We start from the raw sequence: 19,872 nt of genomic DNA, 5'->3' as shown, positions 1-19,872 counted from the left end.
AAATCCATCGGGACGCGGCGCAGCCAGTGCTCGGACGTCGATGGTGTCAGCTTGGGCTGCCGAGCCCGGCAGCGCGGAGTGCCTGGACCAGCCGGTCGGTCAGGTCGGCCGGATATTTCCGCTCGACGAAAGTCGCCCGCGGATCGGCGGCAAATTTGGGGAACTCGGTGGTCAGTTGTTTCAGCAGCGTGCTCACCAGATGATCCTGTCCGGCAGCCTTGGCGCCGACCAGCCGCGCCGCCAGATAGTGTGATTTCGTTGCCGTCGTTCTCAATGCCATGCTGGCCGCGACCGCCTTGTTCATGTCGCCGAGCATGAACTCACCGACGAACAGCCCGTAATCCCACCATGTCGGGTGCCCGCTGAAGGTCTCCACCGCATGATCGAGGATCGGCGTTCCTTCAGCATATCGTCCGGCGAAGATCAGCCCGTAGCCGTAAGCGGCGGCCATGCCGAGATCGTAGGGGTTGAGTTCATAGGCCTTGCGCATCCAGCGGATCGCTTCGTCCGTATTGCCGAGGCGCGAACTGACATAGCCGTAGGAGCGATGCGCATAAGGGCTGGTCGGACCCATCTGCACGCCGCGATGGGCAAACTCGACGGCTGTCTCAATCGTCGCATTGGGCGGATAGGCGTAATGATCGGACACCGCCTCGAGATGCAGGGAAGCAAGCTCCGAATAGACGAGCGAGGACTTGGTTCCACCATTGGCCAGCTTCTCGAGGCATCGGTAGGCTGCCTCATGGGTCCTGGCGTTCTGGTCGAGGTAATATTTGCCGTTGAGCAGCAGGCATTGCGTCAGACCGTTTGGCGTGCCGGTCTGCTCGATATAGTTGTAGATGGTGCCGGAGGCGGGGAGTGCCGAGCTAAGCATATCGGCGATACGGTCTTCGACCGCTGCAGGTGCGCTGTCGGCGGGGGGGAGATTTCGCGATAGAAGCACCCGTCCGGACGCCATGCTTTGCAGTTCTATGGTGATGTCGCCCGCGTCCGGTCCAGATAGGACGTCGAATATGAAGCTCGTCGCGTCGTCGGCCGGATCGCCGACGGTGTCGCGGCCGATGAAGTCAATCGTATCGAAGCCACTCAGGCCGGCGCGCAGCGATGCGGCGACACGGCTGGCGTCGGGGCCGTCAGCCTTGAGTCCGATATAGACTTGCGGCAGAGCGTCAGCCCTTGCCGATGCCGTGATGCTTGCAGTTGCGCCAGCGATCTCCGGCATTGCCGAGATGTCGCCGCCTGCCAGCAAGGCAGTGCTGCCCTGGCGAAGGATCAGTACGCCCAGCATGGCGATGACCAAGGCGATCGCCATCCAGAAAAAGCGGAGATGGCGCGCCACCGAGGGGGCAGGCGAAGACGGTACGGAAGCCAGAGACATCGCCTCCAGCATGCCCGTGCCGGCTTCGTTTGACCGATCGGTGGATGCGGCGCCGTCCAGCCTGAGTTCGGGAACAGACTCGGCAATATCCGGCAGGCGGATCGCGTTCAATTCATAGGCAGGAACATAGCCGCCGCGCGGAATGGCGATGCGGACCGGCTCGGCAATTCCCTCATTGGCAAAATAGTGCTGCAGAAGCTCGCGCAGCCTGCCTGCCTGCACACGCACCACGGCATCGGTGGACGGATCGAAGTCGCCGTCCTTGCCGAAAACATCCATGGCAATGGAAAAGCCCTTGAGCCTGTCGGCTTCGCCGGCCTGTTCACGTTCGACAAGATAACGCAGCAGCTTGCGCGCGCGTTCGGATCGGCCGAACGTTTGGCTGGCAAGCAGTCGCTCCAGTGTCTCGCGCACTGCGGGGGCGGCAGGCGTGGCATGCTGCAAGTGTCGATCCTCTCGAAGTCGGCACAGGTTGAGGCGCGATCATATAGGTCCCGCACCACCACACAAGTATACACCCCGTTATGCGATCACGTACCCACCGGATAATTCCGCGGTGGTTAATGGCCCGAAAGATCGGAACCGATCACCAGATTGGGACGGTTCCGATCTTTGTTCCCGCCGGGCGTCAGCCGGCTTTTTAACCGACGATACGGTTCGCGGCAGACATCACTGCTTCCAGCGAGGCAGCGACGATGTTGGTGTTGATGCCGGCGCCGAACAGCTTGCCCTGGGGATATTCCATCTCGACATAGGAAATGGCCGACGCGTTCGAGCCGCGCTGCATCGAGTGCTCGGAATAGTCGAGCACCGACATCTCGACACCGACATGGAGCGACAGCGCATTGACGAAGCCATCGATCGGGCCGGTACCCGTGCCTGTAATCGTCACTTCCTTGCCGTTGTCGAGGATGACCGCCTCGACGACGCGCCGGCCCTTGATCTCGGTGCTGGGATAGGTGTGGTGATCGAGGAATTTCAGCCGCGCGCCGGGCTGGTCGACATAGGTCTCGATAAAGCGCTCGTAGATGCGCCTGGCCGGCACTTCCTTGCCCTCGGCATCGGTGATCGCCTGGATTTCCTGGCTGAACTCGATCTGCAGATTGCGCGGCAGGTTGAGGCCGTAATCTGCCTGCAGCACATAGGCGATGCCGCCCTTGCCGGACTGCGAATTGATGCGGATGATGGCTTCGTAGCTGCGTCCGACATCGGCCGGGTCGATCGGCAGATAGGGCACTTCCCACAGGCTCGTATTGGCCTTCTTCAGCGCCTTCATGCCCTTGTTGATGGCATCCTGGTGCGAACCGGAAAAGGCGGTGTAGACGAGTTCGCCGACATAGGGATGGCGCTCGGGGATCTTCAACTGGTTCGAATATTCGTAGACGTCCTTCATCCGGTTGATGTCGGAGCAATCGATCAAGGGATCGACACCTTGCGTGTACATGTTCAGCGCCAGCGTGACGATGTCGACATTGCCGGTGCGCTCGCCATTGCCGAACAGCGTGCCTTCGACGCGGTCGGCGCCGGCCATCAGGCCGAGCTCGGTGGTGGCTATGCCGGTGCCGCGGTCATTGTGCGGATGCAGCGAGACCAGCAGGTTTTCCCGGTTGTCGAGGTTGCGGCACATCCACTCGATGCGGTCGGCATAGATGTTGGGGGTCGACATCTCGACCGTCGAGGGCAGGTTGACGATCAGCTTGTTGTCCGCCGTCGGCCTGACGATCTCGGTGACGGCGTTGCAGATCTCCAGCGCCACTTCGAGTTCGGTGCCGGTAAAGCTTTCCGGCGAATACTCGAAACGAAAGCCTCCGCCGGCCTTGGCCGCCATGTCGGTGATCATCTTGGCGGCGTCGGTGGCGATGCGCTTGATGCCGCCGACGTCTTTTTCGAAGACGACGCGACGCTGCAGCTCGCTGGTCGAATTGTAGAAATGGACGATCGGGTTGGTGGCGCCCTTCAGCGCCTCGAAGGTGCGGGTGATCAGCTCCGGCCGGCACTGCACCAGCACCTGCAGCGAGACATCGGCGGGCACGTCGCCTTCCTCGATGCACCAGCGGGCAAAATCGAAATCGGTCTGCGAGGCCGACGGGAAGCCGATCTCGATCTCCTTTAAGCCCATGTCGAGCAGCAGGCCGAACATGCGTGCCTTGCGCTCATGGCCCATCGGATCGATCAGCGCCTGGTTGCCGTCGCGCAAGTCAACCGAGCACCAGATCGGCGCCTTGTCGATCACCTTCGAAGGCCAGGTCCGGTCGGTGAGGCCGACGGTCGGATAGGGCTGATATTTGCGAGCCGCGTCGGGCATCCCTTTGGCCGAATCCGTGTCGGCTACCGCGGCATCGGAGCGGATTTCTTCTCGTGCGTTCATCGTCGGTTCTCCCGGCGGCTCATGGATCCACCTTCGGTGGATTGATGGCGAGCGGCGCCTTTACCAGAATTTCGTTCGCTTGATGTGATTGCCAAGGAGCATGCGCTTGCGCGGCGGTTCGACCGCCGGGCGCTCCTTCAGCGAACCCGGCGATCGCCGATAAGGCCGAGAAGAAGCAGGGTCGAAGCCAGCGCGCGCACGGCCTCGCCGGAAAAACCGGTCGAACGGGAAGCGTTGGTGGCGCGCGTGTTCATGGCGGTTCTCTTACAGGAGCCGCTTGTGAGAGGCAAGTGGGGGCCGCGTGGCGGGCCGTGATCTGTCGGATGTTGTCCCGAACATGCGCGCTCTTCCCCACGCGCGGCAAATGCGCCAGACTCGGGCATCGACAGGGTTTCGATGCCCCTGTCGCGGGAGGGGTCGTTCATGAATTTCGTGTTCTTCTCGCCGCATTTTCCCGCCAACGGCGCGGATTTCTGCGACCGTTTGAAGAAGGCCGGGGCCAGGGTGCTCGGTATCGGCGACGCGCCCTATGACGCGCTCGACGCCAAGCTGAAAGCAGCCCTTTCGGAATATTACCGCGTCGCCAACATGGAAGACTACGATCCGGTGTTTCGGGCGATGGGGCATTTCGTCCATAAATGGGGCCGTATCGACCGTTTTGAATCGCTCAACGAACATTGGCTTGAGCTGGAAGCCAACATACGCACCGACTTCAACATCTACGGCACCAAGCTCGATTTCGTGAAGAACCTGAAGCGCAAGAGCCGCATGCGTGCCTTCTTCCGCAAGAGCGGCGTCGACACCATCGCGCAGCGCAAATGCTCCGACCGTGCCGGGGCCATGACTTTCATCCGGCGCGTCGGCTACCCCGTCGTGGTCAAGCCCGACAGCGGTTCCGGCGCATCGAACACCTTCAAGATCTCCAACGCCAAAGAGCTCGACCAGTTCTTCCGGGACAAGCCCGAGGACGTGACCTTCGTCATGGAGCAGTTCATCGAGGGGCTGGTGGTGACCTTCGACGGGCTGGTCAACCGCGACGGCGAGGTGGTGCTGGCGGCCAGCCACCGCTACGACCAGAGCGTCATGGAGGTGGTCAACAAGGACCGCCATATGAGCTACACCTGCTTTCCCAGGATCAGCCCGGCGGTCGAGGAGGCCGGCCGCAAGATCCTGAAAGCATTCGACGTGCGCGAACGCTTCTTCCACATCGAGCTGTTCGAGACCAAGGACGACCGGGTCATCGCGCTGGAGGTCAACATGCGCCCGCCCGGCGCCTGGATGACCGATGCGATCAACTACACGTTCGACATCGATGTCTACGCGGCATGGGCCGACATGGTGGTCAGGGATGCCGCCGGCGGCCCTTACGAGGGGAAGTATTTCACCGCCTATGCCAGCCGCAAGCGACGCCTCCACTATTTGCACAGCCATGAGGACGTGCTAGCCGCGCAGCGTGACAAGATCGTCCACCATCAGGCCATCGAAGAGGTTTTCAGCCGCGCCATGGGAAATTACGCCTACCAGATGCGCTCGAAGGACGAAGCAGCGTTGCGTGCAGCGGTCGCGTACATCCACGCTGAAAAGGCGTGAGGCGATGGACATTTCCTATCACAAGAATTTCTCGAGCCAGCTCGGCCGCGACATGGAATACAAGCGCTACGGCCATGCCGGCCGGCCGGTGGTGGTGTTCCCGACCTCGCAGGGCCGGTTCTACCAGTTCGAGGATTCCGGCGGGGTGGGCGCACTGGCCGAATTCATCGACACCGGCCGCATCCAGCTGTTCACGGTCGACGGCGTCGATTCTGAATCCTTCTTCGACAAGCATGCCGACGCCGCCCACCGCATCGCCCGCCACGAGGCCTATTTCCGCTATGTGCGCGAGGAGGCGCTGCCGGACTTCCTGTCCACAGCCGAGCAGGCCAATGGCGGGCGCAAGCTGAAGCCGCTGTTCTCGGGCTGTTCGATGGGCGGCTATCACTCGTCGAACTTCGTCTTCCGCTTTCCTGAACTCGCCAGCGGCGTCATTGCCCTGTCGGGCGTCTATTCGGCGCGCGACTTCTTCGGCAAAGCGCTCGAGGGCGACATTTTCTACAACTCGCCGCTCGACTATCTGCCCGGCATCGTCGATCCCAAACTGCTGGCCCGGCTGAAGGCGCTCAGGCTGATCTTCTGCTGCGGCCAGGGCGCCTGGGAAGAGCGGATGCTGGTCGAGACGCGCAAGTTGGAACAGATCCTGCGCGACAAATCCATTCCCGCCTGGGTCGATTATTGGGGCGGCGATGTCAGCCACGACTGGCCATGGTGGCACAAGCAACTGGTCTATTTCTTCGGCCGTTGGCTGGATGAGGACCTGATGCACAGGCTCGACTGACAGCGGGGCTCGTCCGCTGACAGCTACCCTTCCTGGCCTGCCGGCAGAGCGACGGTCTCGTGTTCCGACGCCGATCCGCGACGCAGGCCAAGGAAGACGACGATGGCGGTCATGACGGTGATTGCCGCCAGCACGATCAGCAGCCTGTCGAACGCCGCCTCGTAGGCCTGGACCAGAACAATGGCTCCAGCCTGGGGCAGATGTTGTGCTGCTTCGCCGAGATTGCCGGTCACCAGCAGTTGGGCTGCCGCTGCTGCCTGCGTCGAAGATGCCGTTCCCTGTGCGGCGAGATGCGCGGCGGTAAAGCCGGAAAGGGTCGCCATGACGATCGCCAGCGCCACGCCCTCGCAAGCGACGCGGGTGGTGTTGAAGATGCCGACCGCCATGCCGGCGCGCTCTCTCGGCACGACACTGACGGCGAGCCCGTCCATCAATCCCCAAGGCAAAGCGATGCCGACGCCGATCAGCATCAGCGGCGCCACCAGCGCACTATCGACCGGTGGTGTCAGGCTTAGCCAGACAAGCCCGGCGGCAGCGACGAGCAGGCCGACGCCGCAGATCGTGGCCGGCGCGATCCAGCGCGCCAGCTGTCCGGCGAGCATCGGCAGGATCAGCAGCGGGCCTGATAGGCAGATCATCAATTGCCCGGCCTTGATCTCGCTCATACCCTCGATGCCGATGAAGCGGATCGGCAACAGGACGAGCAGGACGACGAAGGCGTAAGCGGGTGCCGCAGCCAGAAACTGGACGCCGACGAAGCGGGGATAGGCAAACAGCGTGAGATCGAGCATCGGCCGTTGTGCTCGCCGCTCGACAACGACGAAGGCGACAAAACAGATGGCAGAAGCGGCCAGAAGGGAGACGACGAGGGGATCGGCCCAGCCGCTCTGCGGGGCCTGGAGCACGCCATAGGTCAGCGACGCCAGCGCGATCGTGAAGGTGCCGGCTCCCGCCCAATCTAGGCCCGTCGCATCCGGGTCGCGCGATTCCCTGATGGTGCGCAGGCCGAGCATGGCGGCGGCAATCGCGAGTGCTGCAACCAGAAGAAAGATCGACCGCCAGCCGAATGCAGAGATGAGCAGGCCCGACGCGATTGGGCCGAAGGCGAGGCCGATACCGAAACTGGTGCCGAGGAAGCTGAAGGCGCGCAGCCGCAACGGCCCTTCGAATTCCTGGGCAAGTGCCGAGGCGCCGCCAGCGAAGGCGGCCGCACTGCCGATACCCTGCGCGGCGCGGAAAATGTCGAACCAGATGATGTCCGGCGCCAGCATCGCGCCCAGCGACGCCAGGACATAGAGGGAGAGGCCGACGAGGAAGAGGCGCTTGCGCCCATGATTGTCGGCCAGAGCGCCCGACGCCATCAGGGTGGCGCCGAAGGTCAGCATGAAGGCGTTTGTCACCCAGTTGAGCTCGATCGGACTGCCGCCGAGATCGGCCGCGATACGCGACAGAGCGACGGCCGGACCGGTGAAGGTCAAGGGCATCGTCATCGCGGCAAGGCACACGGACAAGAGCACGAGCCATCTCTCGGCAGAGCCGGTTGTGGTCCTGGAAGTCATGGATTTCCCTATCTGAAACAGTACTCGCCGGTGTCCCGCGCCATTGCGGAGCCCGTCGTGATGACAAGATAGGTCGTCGGCATTTCAGGAAAAATGGTGTTATATCTCCTGGTATATCGGACTGAAACGCTCGAATGGAATGACGCAATGGATCGTCTCAACGGGCTCCTGGCCTTCGCCCGCACCGCCGAATTCGGCAGTTTCGTCGCCGCCGGGCGGGCGCTTGGCATCTCGGCTTCCGCTGTCGGCAAAAGTGTCGCCCGGCTCGAGCAGGAACTCGGCGTGCGGCTCCTGCAGCGCAGCACGCGGCGCATTGGCCTGACGGAAGAGGGCAAGCTGTTCAACGAGCGGGTGCGCCGCATCCTCGACGACATCGACGATGCCGAGGCGATGCTGTCGCAGACACGGGAAACACCGCGTGGGCGGCTGCGCATATCCACCCCGATCGTCACCTATCATCTGCTGCTGCCGGTGCTGTCGGAGTTCATGGCACGCTATCCCGAGATCGAGCTCGACATCGATTTCAACGACCGGATCGTCGACGTCATCGACGAGGGTATCGATGTCGCGATCCGCAGCGGCGAACTGCCGGATTCGCGCCTTGTGTCGAGACCCGTTGCGCCCTTTCGCATGCTGCTGTGCGCGGCGCCCTCCTACCTGGACCGCCATGGCGCCCCCAGCGTGCCGGCTGATCTCATCAGACATTTCGGCATAAACTTCCGCTTCCTGAACAGCGGCAGGCTGCTGGAGTGGCCGTTCACTACCGGAAGCGCCGAACCGCAGATCCGCTCGATGCTGACCTGCAACAACATGGAAGCCTTGAAGGGCGCCACGCTCGCCGGCCTCGGCATAGCTTGCATGCCGGATTTCCTGGTGCGCGAGGCGCTGCACGAAGACAGGCTGCGTACCGTCCTCGATGGTCATGTCGACGGCCGTGGCCAGTTCCGGATGCTGTGGCCCTCCAATCGCCATCTGTCGCCGAAGGTGCGCGTCTTCGTTGATTTCCTTCCCGAGCGACTTGCTGCGACAAGCGGCTCGTAGCCAACTCATCGAATAAATATGATTATTATTGTCATGTTTATGTGGAAACATCGGAGCGGCTGTGGCATGCCGCTGACGGTGAGGGTGCCGCGCGGCGCCTTGCCCGAACCGTTTCGAAGGACTTGAGCGATGGACCAACTTAGCGCGCAAACCCGGATCAGCGACGCGGCGATCAGATCGGTGATGGACCGGCTGCGCGCAGAGCACAGCGAATTCGAGATCGACACTGGCGTTGCCGACCAGTGGGAGCTCCGCCTCTACTACGGCTCGTTGAGCGCTACGCTCGATGATGAAAGCGTGCTGATCCGCGTCGCGGCGACAGACGAAACCTGCCTGTCCTACATGAAGATGACGGTCGCCGGCCATGTCGCCGAACATCTCGGCACGACCAAGGGCATCCATTGGCAAGGCGACGGCAGCGACGCCGGTACTCCGGTCTTCTTCCGCGAGATCACGGTGATGTCGTCGACGCGGATATCGGCGCATATGCAGCGCCTGCGCTTCGCCGGCAAGGATCTCGGCCGATTTAGCCATGGCGGCCTGCACATGCGGCTGCTGCTGCCGCCGCCTGGCCGCCGGCTGGTTTGGCCGACGATGGGCGCTGACGGCTTGATCGTCTGGCCTTCTGGCGACGATGCGCTTGCTGTGCGGGTCTACACGATCCGGGCGCTGGATGCCGCAAGCGGTTGGCTCGATGTCGATTTCGTGTTGCACCCCGGCCAGAACACGCCCGCCGCCACATTCGCGCAAAACGCACGGGCGGGAGACGTCATCGGCATGATCGGACCCGGCGGCGGCGACGCCCCGGTGGCGCAGACCTTGCTTCTGCTCGGCGACGACACCGCGCTGCCCGCCATCGGCAGGATTTTGGAGCATCTGCCGCCATCAACACGTGCCGAGGCGCTGATCGAGGTCGATAGCCCGGATGACCGAATAGCGCTGGCGCAAGGGGACAGTATCGACATCACCTGGCTTTACCGGCGCGGCCTCGAGGCCGGCACCGCGGGCCTATTGTCGACCGCCTTGCGTGAGCGCAATCACATGGCGCTTGCCGACGGCCTGTACGTCTGGGCAAGTTGCGAATTCGGCGATTTCCGGGAGATACGCAAGATCGTGCGCAAGCAGTGGGGCCTGCCGCGCGACCGGCACCTGGTTACGGCCTACTGGCGTCGGGATGCGCATAGCGTGGGCGAGGGCGGCGAGGACTAGTCGCTGCTTATTGCCTGACGCTTCTGGCCACCAGCCGAGCGACGCTCGGGCCGACCAGCAGCACGATCAGGAAGCGTGCCGATTGCAGGGCCATGACGAAGGAGATGTCGACGTTCTGCGCGGCGGCGGCGATGATGGCGATGCTGTCCATGCCGCCGGGGCTGGTCGCCAGATAGGCGGTCAGCGGATCGATGCCCAGGAGATGGCTGATCAGGAAGGCAAGGCCGCCGCAAAAGGCGATCAGCGCCACGATCGAGGCGATGATCTGCGGCAATGCGCGCGTTGCATGGCGCAGGATCGCCGTTGTGAAGTTCAGGCCGATCGACCAGCCGACCATGGCGTAGCTGACGGCCAGCAGCCATTGCGGCAATTGCATCTCCACGCCCAAGCCAAGATGGACGACGGTGCCGAAGATAAAGGTGCCGAGGAAGAAGGGCGAGGGCAGCCGGAAAATCTTTCCCGACAGGCCGCCAACCAGCGCGATGCCGATGGTGGCGGCGAAGGCCTGGCGGTCGATCGGCGGAAACCAGACGATGGGCGGGATTTCGACGCCCGAGGTGTCGACCCACATCTTGGCAACGAGTGCTGCGGTCATCGAGACGAATATGACGCGCAGATATTGCATGAAAGCGACGAGGCGCTGGTCGGCACCGAAGGCACCGGCCATCAGCACCATGGCGGTGGCCGCACCCGGCGACGAGCCCCAGACGGCGGTGGTGCCGGGCAGGATGCGCCAGCGGCTGATCAGCCAGCCGAGCAGGCTGGAGGCAGTGACGGTCGCCACCACGACGCCTAAAAACAGCGGCCATTCCTGGTAGAAGACCGGAAAGATGTCGGCCGAGATCGAGCTGGCGACGAGGCAGCCGACGATCGCCTGGGCGGCGCCAAACAGAAGACGCGGCACACGCACCGTGGCGCCATTGGTGCCGGCGACGATGGCCGCCAGCATCGGTCCGATCAGCAACGCCGCCGGCAGGGTGGCGAGTTCCAGCGCGCCGGCAAACAGCAGGGAAACAACCAGCAGGGCAAGCCACTGCCAGAGCTTGCGCATCCGCGCCATGCGCTCGAGTGTGGGCAGGTCCGGGGATGGCTGCTCGGCCGAGGAATCCATGTTTCGGTCTTAGACTTGAAGCGGGACGATGCGAACCCCCGCTTTGCCGAAAAAGGAAGCTGTGTGGCGCGCGAGTCACGCAGTTTACCAAGGTGTCAGAGCTTTCGGATAGGACCGGGATAACGGGCGACAAGATCGTCCATCGTCAGCAAGGTAATCCCCTCAATGGTTGCCTGGGCGACCAGGATTCGATCGAAGGGATCCTTGTGGATCGCCGGAAGTCCGTCGATGGCGAGGGCATGTTCACTGGTGATCGGCAAGTCGTGATAGCCATTGTCGAATAGGCCTCGCCGGAGCAAACGGGGATCGACCTGGAAATCATCCCGTCCCAGTCCTCGTTTGATTGCGATCTCCCAAAGGCTGGCGGGACTGAACAGCAATTCGTTCTCGGGGTCCTCAATCTCGGCGAGAGCCGCAGGTGTTAGCCGATCCGGTTCGCCAGCCGCCCACAGCAGCAAATGGGTGTCGAGTAGCAGTTTCAAGTGTTGACACCGAACAGTTGCTCAATCTCCTCGCCACCCATGCGGTCGAAATCGTCGGGAACGGAAAACTGGCCGGCCATAAAACCGACCCTTCGCGCCTGCGACGAGGCCGGCTGATCGATAGGCACGACTTTCACCAATGGTTTGCCCGCCTTGGCGATGATGAACGGCTCACCTTTGGCAGCTCGGTCAACGAGACGTGAAAGATTGGTCTTCGCATTGTGGATGTTCACGGTCTGCATCGCAGGTTTCTCCAAGTGGACTTAGTCCACAGAGCTTAGTCCATTTTCAGAGAATTACAAGTGGAGCGCGATGACTGGCAAAACCCGGGGTCGAGATTGTTCACCTGTCGATATTGCACCCTGGAGTGCGAACCTCGCCTCGGCATCAAGCCGTGGGCGGATCACCCCGTCTTGCCGTCAGCCAGCCCGAAGCCGCCGACGGGATGGGTCTCGACCTGGAATTCGAAGCCGGCGATGAATGGCCGCGCCTTGGCGATCGCCGCCTGGACTTCGGGAAGCTGCAGCGAGGCCTTGTGACTTTCGGCGTCGGTCCACACTTCGGTGACCCAGATCGCGTCGGCATCGGCGGGGTCGCGGGCGATGATATAGCTCAGGCAGCCTGGCAGGGCGCCTGTACTGTCGCGCAGAAGGTCCATGACCGCGTCGCGCTGGCCGCGCGCCGCCCGCATCTTGCCGATCAGTCCGTACATTCCGTTGTCTCCCTTTGAGGTTTTCGACAAGAACATGCAGACCGCCAGTATGCCGGTAGCCGTTCAAGGCATCAACTGGCCGCCATTCACCTCGATCACCTGGCCGGTGATGTAGCCGCTGAGAAGGTCCGAAGAGAGGAACAGATAGGCGCCGACGCAATCCTGCGCCGTGCCGGCGCGTCCCTGCGGAATGGTGGCGACCATGCCCTTCATCTGCTCGTCGGTCGAATAGCGCTCGTGGAACGGGGTGAGAATGGTTCCGGGCGCTACCGCGTTGACGCGGATGCCGAAGCCGATCAGTTCCTTGGCCATGCCGCGCGTCACATTGGAGACGAAGGCCTTGGCCGAGCCGTAAAGCCCGGCGCCGCCGCCGGCGCCGTTGCGCGCGGCGATCGAGGAGGTGTTGACGATGAAGCCGCCCTGTTTCTTCAGCCACGGGATCGCCTTGCGCGAAGCAGTCAGCACCGAGCGCGCATTGAGGTCCATCACAGCGTCGTAATGCGCCTCGGTCTGCTCGGCATAAGGGATGCGGCCAAGCATGCCGCCGGCATTGTTGACCAGCCCGTCGAGGCGGCCGAAATATTGCGCGCTGTCTTCGACGACGCGCTCGACATCGGCGGCAACGGAAAAATCGCCCTGAACGAGAAACACCTCGCCGCCCTTGTCGGCAATCGTCAGGCCGAGCTTCTCGGCGGCGTCTTGACTCGAATTGTAGTGCAGCGCCACCTTGCATTTCTGCGCTGCATAGGCCAGCGCGAGCGCCGCTCCGATGCCGGTCGACGCACCGGTGACCAGCACTGCCTTGCCGGCAAGATCGGGTATGCTGAGTGTGGTGGCTGGCACGGTTCTTCCTCCGGGAGGTCTGCCTGTCCTTCGTAGGCCCTTGCCACCCCGGTGTTCAAGCCTTTGAGCAATTCAAGGAAACGTGTGGAGCGGTTTCCCGGCAAAGCGAGTAGCGCTTTCCCTCGGGAATTTGCGCCCAACAAACCGCTCTACGGATGCAGATAGGCGTAACCCTGGCCTTGCAGTTCGGCGAGTTTGACGACGCCGCCCTTGTCGGCGGCATGAAACCCGGCGAGCAGGTCGGGGAGCGAAATATCCATGCCTTGCATGGTGTTGGCGCAGGCATGGGGTTCCAGCCCCTGCCGCACCAGGCCGGCGAAGCGCCCGGAAATCGCGGCCGATATGCCTTTCGACTTGAAGGCCGCGAGCGCGGGACCATGCACGACCAGCACGATGTCGACATTGCCGCCGGTGCCCTCATAGTGGTTCTTGATGTTGCCGAGCACGAAATTGACCTTGTCGGTGTCGCTCAAGTGGTAGGCGACTTTTTGCCTTGCGGGCTCGGTGGCGGCTGCCTGTGCTGCCCGCAAACCGAGAAGCGTTCCGGTTCCGGCAAGAACCGCGCGGAACATATCGCGCCGACGCATGGAATCCTCCTCCGCTTGGCGGCCCGCCGCGAATTGCGTGGCTGCGGCCGCAATACTAGCATAAATTGGCGTTGCGTCCTGTCGATGCGGAGGAGAGATCACATGGCGTTCAGGGCAGGGGAATGGAAGACAGTCGCCGGCGCCGGGTTTGGCGCGGCGCTGCTTGGCTTGCTTGCCGGATCGGCCTCCGCCGACGATGCGCTGAAGCTCACCGAACTCAGTCCGAACGGCGCTGATGCCTGTTTCGGCCGCGTCTATGATGCGGGGCATCTCAAGGCGCACCCGAAGCAGAAGGTGACGCGGATCTTCTTCTACTACGGCCATGATCCGGTCAGCCGGCCGAACGAGGAACCGACCGTGAATTCCGACACGTCCTACAATGCTTTCATCGCCACCACCGTGCGCGGCGCCAAGTCGCCGGAATGGGCCGGCGGCTGGTGCAATCATGCGTCAGAGGACGGCAAGACAGGCCCGGTTCATTGCGGCATGGAATGCGACCGGACGCTTGCGTCGCTGAAGGTCGACGACAAGGGCCGGCTGTTCCTCTCGGATCTGCAGCCCGACATCTATCTCGATGCCGGTTCGGAAGAAGAGCTTGGCGCTGCGGAATATAGCAGGCAGGCACTCGGCAAGGATGACGACAATTTTCGCCTCGACCCGATCCCAGCGGCGACCTGCAAGGCGGAGTTCGCGCGCATCGATCCGGTCGACCCGGCGCTAGGCCCGCCGCTGCGCGAGCGGCTGAAGCCGGACCAGGCCTTCTGCTATGGGCGCGACTACGATGCAGCGCATCTCGGCTCGCACCCCGATCAACTCACCCGGTCGATCCGGGTTTTCCGCGGCAAGGTAGAGCTGGCGTCCTTCGCCTCGGGTGGCGACGCCGCCAACTGGCCAGACGGCGCCGACATTGCCGTTACCGTCACCACACGGCAGAAATCGGCTGAGGTTACGCAGACCTATTCCTGCCAGGGCGAAGCCGATCAGTGGCGCTGCGCGGCCAGTTCGAAGATGAGCGATTCTTCCTGCGACATCGCGCAGAAGGAGATTTTCCTCAAGCGTGGCGCCAATGGCACGATGATGCTGGCCAACCCCAACAGCGCGCTCGCGATCGTCGACCTGTGTTCGAAGGCCGCCGACGGCAAGACGAAATCCGACGACAAGGTCTACCGGCTGCAGCCAATGCCGCAATCGGCCTGCTCGCCTTGAGCTTCAATGGAGGGCGCGAATGGATAAGGCAAAAGTCTTTTGGTCTGGCGGATCGCAAGCAGTACGCATGCCGAAGAAATACCGTTTCGATACCGGCGAGATTTCAATCCGTCGCGAGGGCCGAGCGGTCGTTCTCGAACCGCTTGCGCAGGATTGGGTCTGGCTCGACAGTTTGACCGGGCCACTTGACGACGATTTTGTTGAGGCAGCTTTGGAAGGCCGATAGAGACTGGCGGCGCAGACCATAGGATCCATGCGTGACATCTGAGCGCTGCTGCGGTGCAGAATTCTGTTCCGCTGCACTCTACGAAGGTCGCGGCATGGATCCTCGGGTCTCCGCGACGGAGCTTCGCTCCTGCTTCGCCCGTGGATGACGAAGTCGAGAAGCTTCGGTTAATTTTCCCAAGTCGCTACAGGAAATCGCCTCAGGCGAACGGCACGGCCGTCGTGCCCTTCGGCAGCTTGGCCTCGTCGTCGGGCTCGACATGGATGGTGACGCGCACCGAGGGGATTTCGGCCTTCAGCGCGTCCTCGATGCGGTCGCAGATGACATGGCTGGCGCCGACCGACATGTCTGCGTCGACGACCAGATGAAACTCGATGAAGGTGGCGCGGCCGGCGATGCGCGTCTTGAGGTCGTGCACCTCGAGCGCGCCCTTGCAATTGGCCGAGATGACGTCACGGATGCGCATGTGTTCCTGGGTGTCGACGGCGCGGTCCATCAGGCCGTTCATCGACGAGCCTATGACATGCCAGCCCTGCCACAGGATGTTCAAAGCCACGAGGACGGCAAGTGCGGGGTCAAGGATCTGCCAACCGGTCAGGATCGCTCCGACCAGGCCGCCGAAGACGCCGATCGAGGTGACCACGTCGGTCATGATGTGGTTGCCGTCGGCAACCAGCGCCGGTGATTTCTCCGCCCTGCCGGCGCGGATCAACGTCCAGGCCCAGAAGGCGTTGATGACCGTAGCGACGCCGTTGACGGCAAGACCTTCCCAGGGCTGTTCGAGCGGTGCCGGGGTCTGCCAGTGGCGCCAGACCTCGTTGAGGATCAAAAGGGCGGCGAGCACGATCAGCACGCCTTCCAGCACCGCCGAGAAATACTCGGCCTTGTGATGGCCGAAAGGGTGGTCCTGGTCGGCCGGCTTGTGGCTGACCTGGATCGCCCAGAAGGCTGCAACCGAGGCAATGACGTTGACGATCGATTCCAAGGCGTCCGAGTAGAGCGCCACCGAGCCGGTGACGTACCAGGCGGCAGCCTTCAGCGCGAGCACGACAAAAGCGACGATAATCGACCAGAAGGCAAGATTGGCGATTTTGCGCTTCGCGGCCGCCTTGGCCGCGGTCGCCATCGTGTTCTCGGCTTCAGCCATGATCGTCAGGCGGCCTTTTCCTTGGCCTTGCGGGGCAAGTGGGCGACGATGTTCTCGATGATGCGCATGCCGGCATTGTGGCCGAGCGTCATGATCGATTCCGGGTGGAACTGTACCGCGGCGATAGGCTCCTTGCGGTGTTCGAAGGCCATGATTATGCCGTCCTCGGTCTCGGCTGTGACGATGAAATCGTCGGGCAGGCGCACCGGATCGGCAAAGATCGAGTGGTAGCGGCCGACGGTCACTTCCTTGGGCAGGCCCGAGAAGATGATGCCGGGCTTGGAGACCCGGATGCGCGACGGCTTGCCGTGCATCGGTATGTGCAGCTGCCGCAGTTCGCCGCCATAGGCCTCCGCCAATGCCTGCAGGCCAAGGCAGACGCCGAAGATCGGCAGTTCGCGGGCGCGCGCCTTCTTGATGGTTGCGGCGCAATCGAAGTCCTTCGGCGTGCCGGGGCCGGGCGACAGCACGACGAGATCGGGTTTCAGCCGGTCGAAGACTTCCTCAGGCACCGGCGAGCGAACGGTCGAGACGTTGGCGCCGGTCTGGCGGAAATAATTGGCCAGCGTGTGGACGAAACTATCCTCGTGGTCGACCAGCAGGATGTTGACGCCGTCGCCGACGCGCGCGGTGGTTCGCTCGGTGCTGGCGGAATTGCCTGTCTTGGCGTCGCGGATGGCGGAGAGCATGGCGGATGCCTTCAGTTCGGTTTCTGCTTCTTCTTCCTCGGGAATGCTGTCGAACAGCAATGTGGCGCCGGCCCGCACTTCGGCAATGCCGTCCTTGATACGGATGGTGCGGAGCGTCAGGCCGGTGTTCATGTCACCGTTGAAATTGACCATGCCGATCGCACCGCCATACCAGGCGCGCGGGCTCTTCTCGTTCTGTTCGATGAAGCGCATGGCCCACAGTTTCGGCGCGCCGGTGACGGTGACCGCCCAGGCATGCGACAGGAAGGCATCGAAGGCATCCATGCCTTCGCGCAGCCGGCCTTCGATGTGGTCGACCGTGTGGATCAGGCGCGAATACATTTCGATCTGCCGACGGCCAATGACGCGCACCGAACCCGGCTCGCAGACCCGCGACTTGTCGTTGCGATCGACGTCCGAGCACATGGTCAGCTCGGATTCGTCCTTCTTCGAGTTGAGCAGTTTCAGGATCTGCTCTGAGTCGGAAATGGCGTCGTCGCCGCGCTTGATGGTGCCTGAGATCGGGCAGGTCTCGACGCGGCGGCCGTTGACGCGCACGAACATTTCCGGCGAGGCGCCGATCAGATATTCGCCTTCGCCCAGATTGATGAAGAAGGAATAGGGCGACGGATTGATGGCTTTCAGCTTGCGCGAAATCTCGGATGGCTGCGTCTCGCAGCGCTCGTAGAACATCTGGCCGGGCACGACCTCGAACAGGTCGCCGCGCTTGAACGAATCCATCGCCTTGCGCACCAGATCCGCGTATTCGCCCGGTTCATGGTCGCCGCGCGGCGGGATGCGGTCAGGGCTCTTGAACGGCTCGGCGATTTCGTCGCGCGGCAGCCCTTCGGTCGAAAAACCCTCGCCGGCATAGTCATAGCGGTCGGTCCAGGCCTTGGCGGAATAATGGTCGACGACCAGGATCTCGTCGGGCAGGAAAAGCACCAGGTCGCGCTGGCTTGGCTTGCGCTCGAGCTTGTAGTCGACCGGGTCGAACTGGAAGGCGAGGTCGTAGCCGAAAGCGCCGTAGAGACCGAGATTGGCGTCTTCCTCGGTCCTGAACAGAGCGGTGATGGCGCGCAGCACCGTGAAGACTGAAGGGACGCGGCTGCGCTCCTCCTCGGTGAAGACACGGCCGGGCTTGGCGACATCGAGGCGGATGAGTGTCTTCGACGTCTCGGCGATGGTGACATCCGCCTGGCTGGCGAGCGCCTTGCCGATGACCGGCAGCAGCGCCTCGCCACGGCGGTTCAGCGCCTCGATGCGCATGGCACGGCCGCGCGCCGAGACGACCAGTGGCGGATCGATGATGGCGGTGTCCCAGCGCGTGTAGCGGCCGGGATATTCATAGTTCGAGGAAAATACAGCGCCGCGGCGCGAATTCAGGCCGTCAACGTAAGCGTCGATCGCGCCCGCATAGGGCCGGTCGTGGCGCGCGCGCGTGATGGTGATGCCACCCGCGGTCACGAAACTTTCCGCGCCGTTTTCCAGAAGCTTTATCGTCATTGCCGTCTCCATCAGCGTCTTGGGGCAACGGACCCGGGAATGGCTTGGAAAAAACAAATGGCCGCCCGGACTTTCCGTTGCGGCCACCCTCTCTTTTCACGCGCACGTGTTCGAACAGGCCGCTGTCAGCAGGCCCACCACCAAATGGTCTTGATCGAACGCATGTTCATGGCGAAAATCCATAGCCGCGAAAAACCGGATGCGCAACTGATTTGAAAAGCCTGTCCGGTGGCCGCCGCTTCAGCGTCTCATGGCACATCGCCAGGGCGGACAGTGCCGCTTAGACTGTTCCTCTAACAGCAGGAGACGGGAAAACACCATGACCGAGCAGATCGAGCGTGCGCGGACGTTCCATTCCCTCCACGTCAAGGGAAACCCGATCGTTCTCTACAACGTCTGGGATCCGGGTTCGGCCAAGATCGTCGAGAAAGCGGGCGCCAAGGCGATCGCCACCGGAAGCTGGCCGGTGGCTGCCGCGTTCGGCTATGCCGATGGCGAGAAAATCCCGCTGGAGCTGGCGCTCGACAACATCAAGCGCATCGTCACTGCCGTCGACCTGCCGGTGACCATGGACCTCGAGGGCGGCTACGGCGTCGATCCGGAGATTGTGGCTCGCACGGTGACGTTGGCGCTACGGGCCGGCGCTATCGGTTTCAATTTCGAAGACCAGGTTGTCGGCGGCACCGGCCTGCACGACATTTCTGTTCAGGTAAAACGCATCGAAGCTGCGGCAGCGGCCGTCAAGGCCTCCGGCATACCGGCGTTCATCAACGCCCGAACCGACATCTTCCTCAAGGCGAAACCGGATGCGCATGACGACGTCCTGCTCGACCAGGCCATCGAGCGCGCGCAGGCCTTCGAAAAAGCCGGCGCACACGGCTTCTTTGCGCCGGGTCTTGGCGATGAGGACCTGATCGAGACGCTTTGCAAGGCAATCGCGTTGCCGGTCAACATCATTGCGCTGGGGCACGTGCCGCCGCGCCAGCGGCTGGCCGAACTCGGCGTCGCCCGCATCAGCCACGGCCCGGTGCCTTACCGGCAGATGGCGGAATGGCTGGAGGCGAAGGCGCGACTGGCTATTTCGGGTTAAGTCAGTCCTCCAGCGTTCCCGACCGGGCGTCGGTGCTCTTCCTGTCGCCGACCAGCTTCAGAAGATCCTCGCCGGCGCGGATGATGCGGCGCGAGCGGCGGGTCAGGATGATGCCGTCCTGCGGCGCGAACACCTCGGTGCGGCCGTCGGCTTCACCCGGTGCATGGACGATGGTGGCGAGGCGCGCGCCCCTGGCGACGCGGTCGCCGGGTTTCACGTCGTAGAGCACGGCACCGGCCCGTGGCGCCGGCATCATGTCGATGTTTTCCAATGGCGCCACGAAGCCGGTGAAAGGACCCGGCGCGGGCAGGGTGCTATCGGCGATCACGCCGCGCGCCACCAACAGC

The 19,872-nt window shown here is 63.0% G+C and carries 20 protein-coding genes; 8 read left to right on the top strand and 12 right to left on the bottom strand.

What is annotated here, in order from left to right; translation table 11 throughout:
- Positions 1-46: 46 nt before the first annotated feature.
- Together EN893_RS00500 and leuA are read right to left on the bottom strand one after the other, a co-directional pair.
- Positions 47-1,822, bottom strand: a complete 1,776-nt coding sequence (locus EN893_RS00500; RefSeq protein ID WP_128361371.1) for a hypothetical protein — start codon at positions 1,820-1,822, stop codon at positions 47-49.
- A gap of 196 nt (positions 1,823-2,018) precedes the next feature.
- The gene (leuA, locus tag EN893_RS00495) at positions 2,019-3,746 is read right to left on the bottom strand and encodes a 2-isopropylmalate synthase (protein WP_128361370.1); all 1,728 of its coding nucleotides are present in this window, start codon (positions 3,744-3,746) and stop codon (positions 2,019-2,021) included.
- 423 nt (positions 3,747-4,169) lie between these two features.
- On the opposite strand from leuA, the gene EN893_RS00485 reads away from it, so the two are divergent.
- Together EN893_RS00485 and EN893_RS00480 are read left to right on the top strand one after the other, a co-directional pair.
- A complete protein-coding gene (locus EN893_RS00485; protein ID WP_127271680.1) occupies positions 4,170-5,336 on the top strand; it encodes an ATP-grasp domain-containing protein in 1,167 nt (388 codons plus the stop codon).
- A gap of 4 nt (positions 5,337-5,340) precedes the next feature.
- A complete protein-coding gene (locus EN893_RS00480) occupies positions 5,341-6,117 on the top strand; it encodes an esterase family protein (protein ID WP_127271710.1) in 777 nt (258 codons plus the stop codon).
- 23 nt (positions 6,118-6,140) lie between these two features.
- Here the strand turns inward: EN893_RS00480 and EN893_RS00475 are convergent, their stop codons facing one another.
- Positions 6,141-7,676, bottom strand: a complete 1,536-nt coding sequence (locus EN893_RS00475; RefSeq protein WP_127271712.1) for an MFS transporter — start codon at positions 7,674-7,676, stop codon at positions 6,141-6,143.
- Positions 7,677-7,823: 147 nt separating this feature from the next.
- Between EN893_RS00475 and EN893_RS00470 the strand changes: the two genes are divergently transcribed.
- Complete coding sequence (locus tag EN893_RS00470; RefSeq protein ID WP_127269787.1) at positions 7,824-8,717, top strand: LysR family transcriptional regulator; 894 nt, start codon at positions 7,824-7,826, stop codon at positions 8,715-8,717.
- A gap of 129 nt (positions 8,718-8,846) precedes the next feature.
- Positions 8,847-9,926 carry a siderophore-interacting protein gene (locus EN893_RS00465; RefSeq protein WP_128361369.1) on the top strand — a complete coding sequence of 360 codons (1,080 nt, stop codon included), beginning with the start codon at positions 8,847-8,849 and terminating at the stop codon, positions 9,924-9,926.
- A gap of 7 nt (positions 9,927-9,933) precedes the next feature.
- On the opposite strand, the gene EN893_RS00460 is transcribed toward EN893_RS00465, so the two are convergent.
- The 6 genes from EN893_RS00460 to EN893_RS00435 form a co-directional block, all read right to left on the bottom strand.
- The gene (locus tag EN893_RS00460) at positions 9,934-11,037 is read right to left on the bottom strand and encodes an AbrB family transcriptional regulator (RefSeq protein WP_127271715.1); all 1,104 of its coding nucleotides are present in this window, start codon (positions 11,035-11,037) and stop codon (positions 9,934-9,936) included.
- A gap of 95 nt (positions 11,038-11,132) precedes the next feature.
- Positions 11,133-11,519 (bottom strand): type II toxin-antitoxin system VapC family toxin, encoded by a 387-nt coding sequence (locus EN893_RS00455; RefSeq protein ID WP_127270551.1) that lies wholly within the window; start codon positions 11,517-11,519, stop codon positions 11,133-11,135.
- Positions 11,516-11,761, bottom strand: a complete 246-nt coding sequence (locus EN893_RS00450) for a type II toxin-antitoxin system prevent-host-death family antitoxin (RefSeq protein ID WP_056595839.1) — start codon at positions 11,759-11,761, stop codon at positions 11,516-11,518. The genes EN893_RS00455 and EN893_RS00450 overlap by 4 nt, the downstream gene beginning before the upstream one ends.
- 161 nt (positions 11,762-11,922) lie before the next feature.
- Positions 11,923-12,231 carry a putative quinol monooxygenase gene (locus tag EN893_RS00445; RefSeq protein ID WP_023809886.1) on the bottom strand — a complete coding sequence of 103 codons (309 nt, stop codon included), beginning with the start codon at positions 12,229-12,231 and terminating at the stop codon, positions 11,923-11,925.
- A 63-nt stretch (positions 12,232-12,294) separates the two neighbouring features.
- Positions 12,295-13,074: an SDR family oxidoreductase gene (locus EN893_RS00440; protein ID WP_127270549.1), complete on the bottom strand. Its 780-nt coding sequence runs from the start codon at positions 13,072-13,074 to the stop codon at positions 12,295-12,297.
- A 149-nt stretch (positions 13,075-13,223) separates the two neighbouring features.
- Positions 13,224-13,661 carry a DsrE family protein gene (locus tag EN893_RS00435; protein WP_127270547.1) on the bottom strand — a complete coding sequence of 146 codons (438 nt, stop codon included), beginning with the start codon at positions 13,659-13,661 and terminating at the stop codon, positions 13,224-13,226.
- Between the two features lie 102 nt (positions 13,662-13,763).
- Between EN893_RS00435 and EN893_RS00430 the strand changes: the two genes are divergently transcribed.
- Positions 13,764-14,867 (top strand): hypothetical protein, encoded by a 1,104-nt coding sequence (locus EN893_RS00430; protein WP_127271717.1) that lies wholly within the window; start codon positions 13,764-13,766, stop codon positions 14,865-14,867.
- Between the two features lie 19 nt (positions 14,868-14,886).
- Entirely contained in the window at positions 14,887-15,093 is a 207-nt protein-coding gene (locus tag EN893_RS00425; RefSeq protein ID WP_032808618.1) for an AbrB/MazE/SpoVT family DNA-binding domain-containing protein, read from the top strand.
- A gap of 199 nt (positions 15,094-15,292) precedes the next feature.
- On the opposite strand, the gene EN893_RS00420 is transcribed toward EN893_RS00425, so the two are convergent.
- Positions 15,293-16,240, bottom strand: a complete 948-nt coding sequence (locus EN893_RS00420; RefSeq protein ID WP_127271270.1) for a cation diffusion facilitator family transporter — start codon at positions 16,238-16,240, stop codon at positions 15,293-15,295.
- Positions 16,241-16,245: 5 nt separating this feature from the next.
- Positions 16,246-18,435 carry an anthranilate synthase gene (locus tag EN893_RS00415; protein WP_127271719.1) on the bottom strand — a complete coding sequence of 730 codons (2,190 nt, stop codon included), beginning with the start codon at positions 18,433-18,435 and terminating at the stop codon, positions 16,246-16,248.
- 39 nt (positions 18,436-18,474) lie between these two features.
- On the opposite strand from EN893_RS00415, the gene EN893_RS38560 reads away from it, so the two are divergent.
- Complete coding sequence (locus EN893_RS38560; protein ID WP_164767439.1) at positions 18,475-18,651, top strand: hypothetical protein; 177 nt, start codon at positions 18,475-18,477, stop codon at positions 18,649-18,651.
- Between the two features lie 103 nt (positions 18,652-18,754).
- The gene (locus EN893_RS00410) at positions 18,755-19,525 is read left to right on the top strand and encodes an isocitrate lyase/phosphoenolpyruvate mutase family protein (RefSeq protein ID WP_127273278.1); all 771 of its coding nucleotides are present in this window, start codon (positions 18,755-18,757) and stop codon (positions 19,523-19,525) included.
- Between the two features lies 1 nt (position 19,526).
- Here EN893_RS00410 and EN893_RS00405 read toward each other — a convergent pair.
- The coding region (locus tag EN893_RS00405) for a succinylglutamate desuccinylase/aspartoacylase family protein (protein WP_206640076.1) at positions 19,527-19,872 on the bottom strand (346 nt) is incomplete at its 5' end.

The sequence above is a fragment of the Mesorhizobium sp. M7A.F.Ca.CA.004.04.2.1 genome (genome assembly GCF_004022825.1).
Taxonomy (GTDB): domain Bacteria; phylum Pseudomonadota; class Alphaproteobacteria; order Rhizobiales; family Rhizobiaceae; genus Mesorhizobium.
The sequence above is the reverse complement of the archived record's forward strand: the minus strand, read 5'-3'. Positions and strand labels throughout refer to the sequence as shown.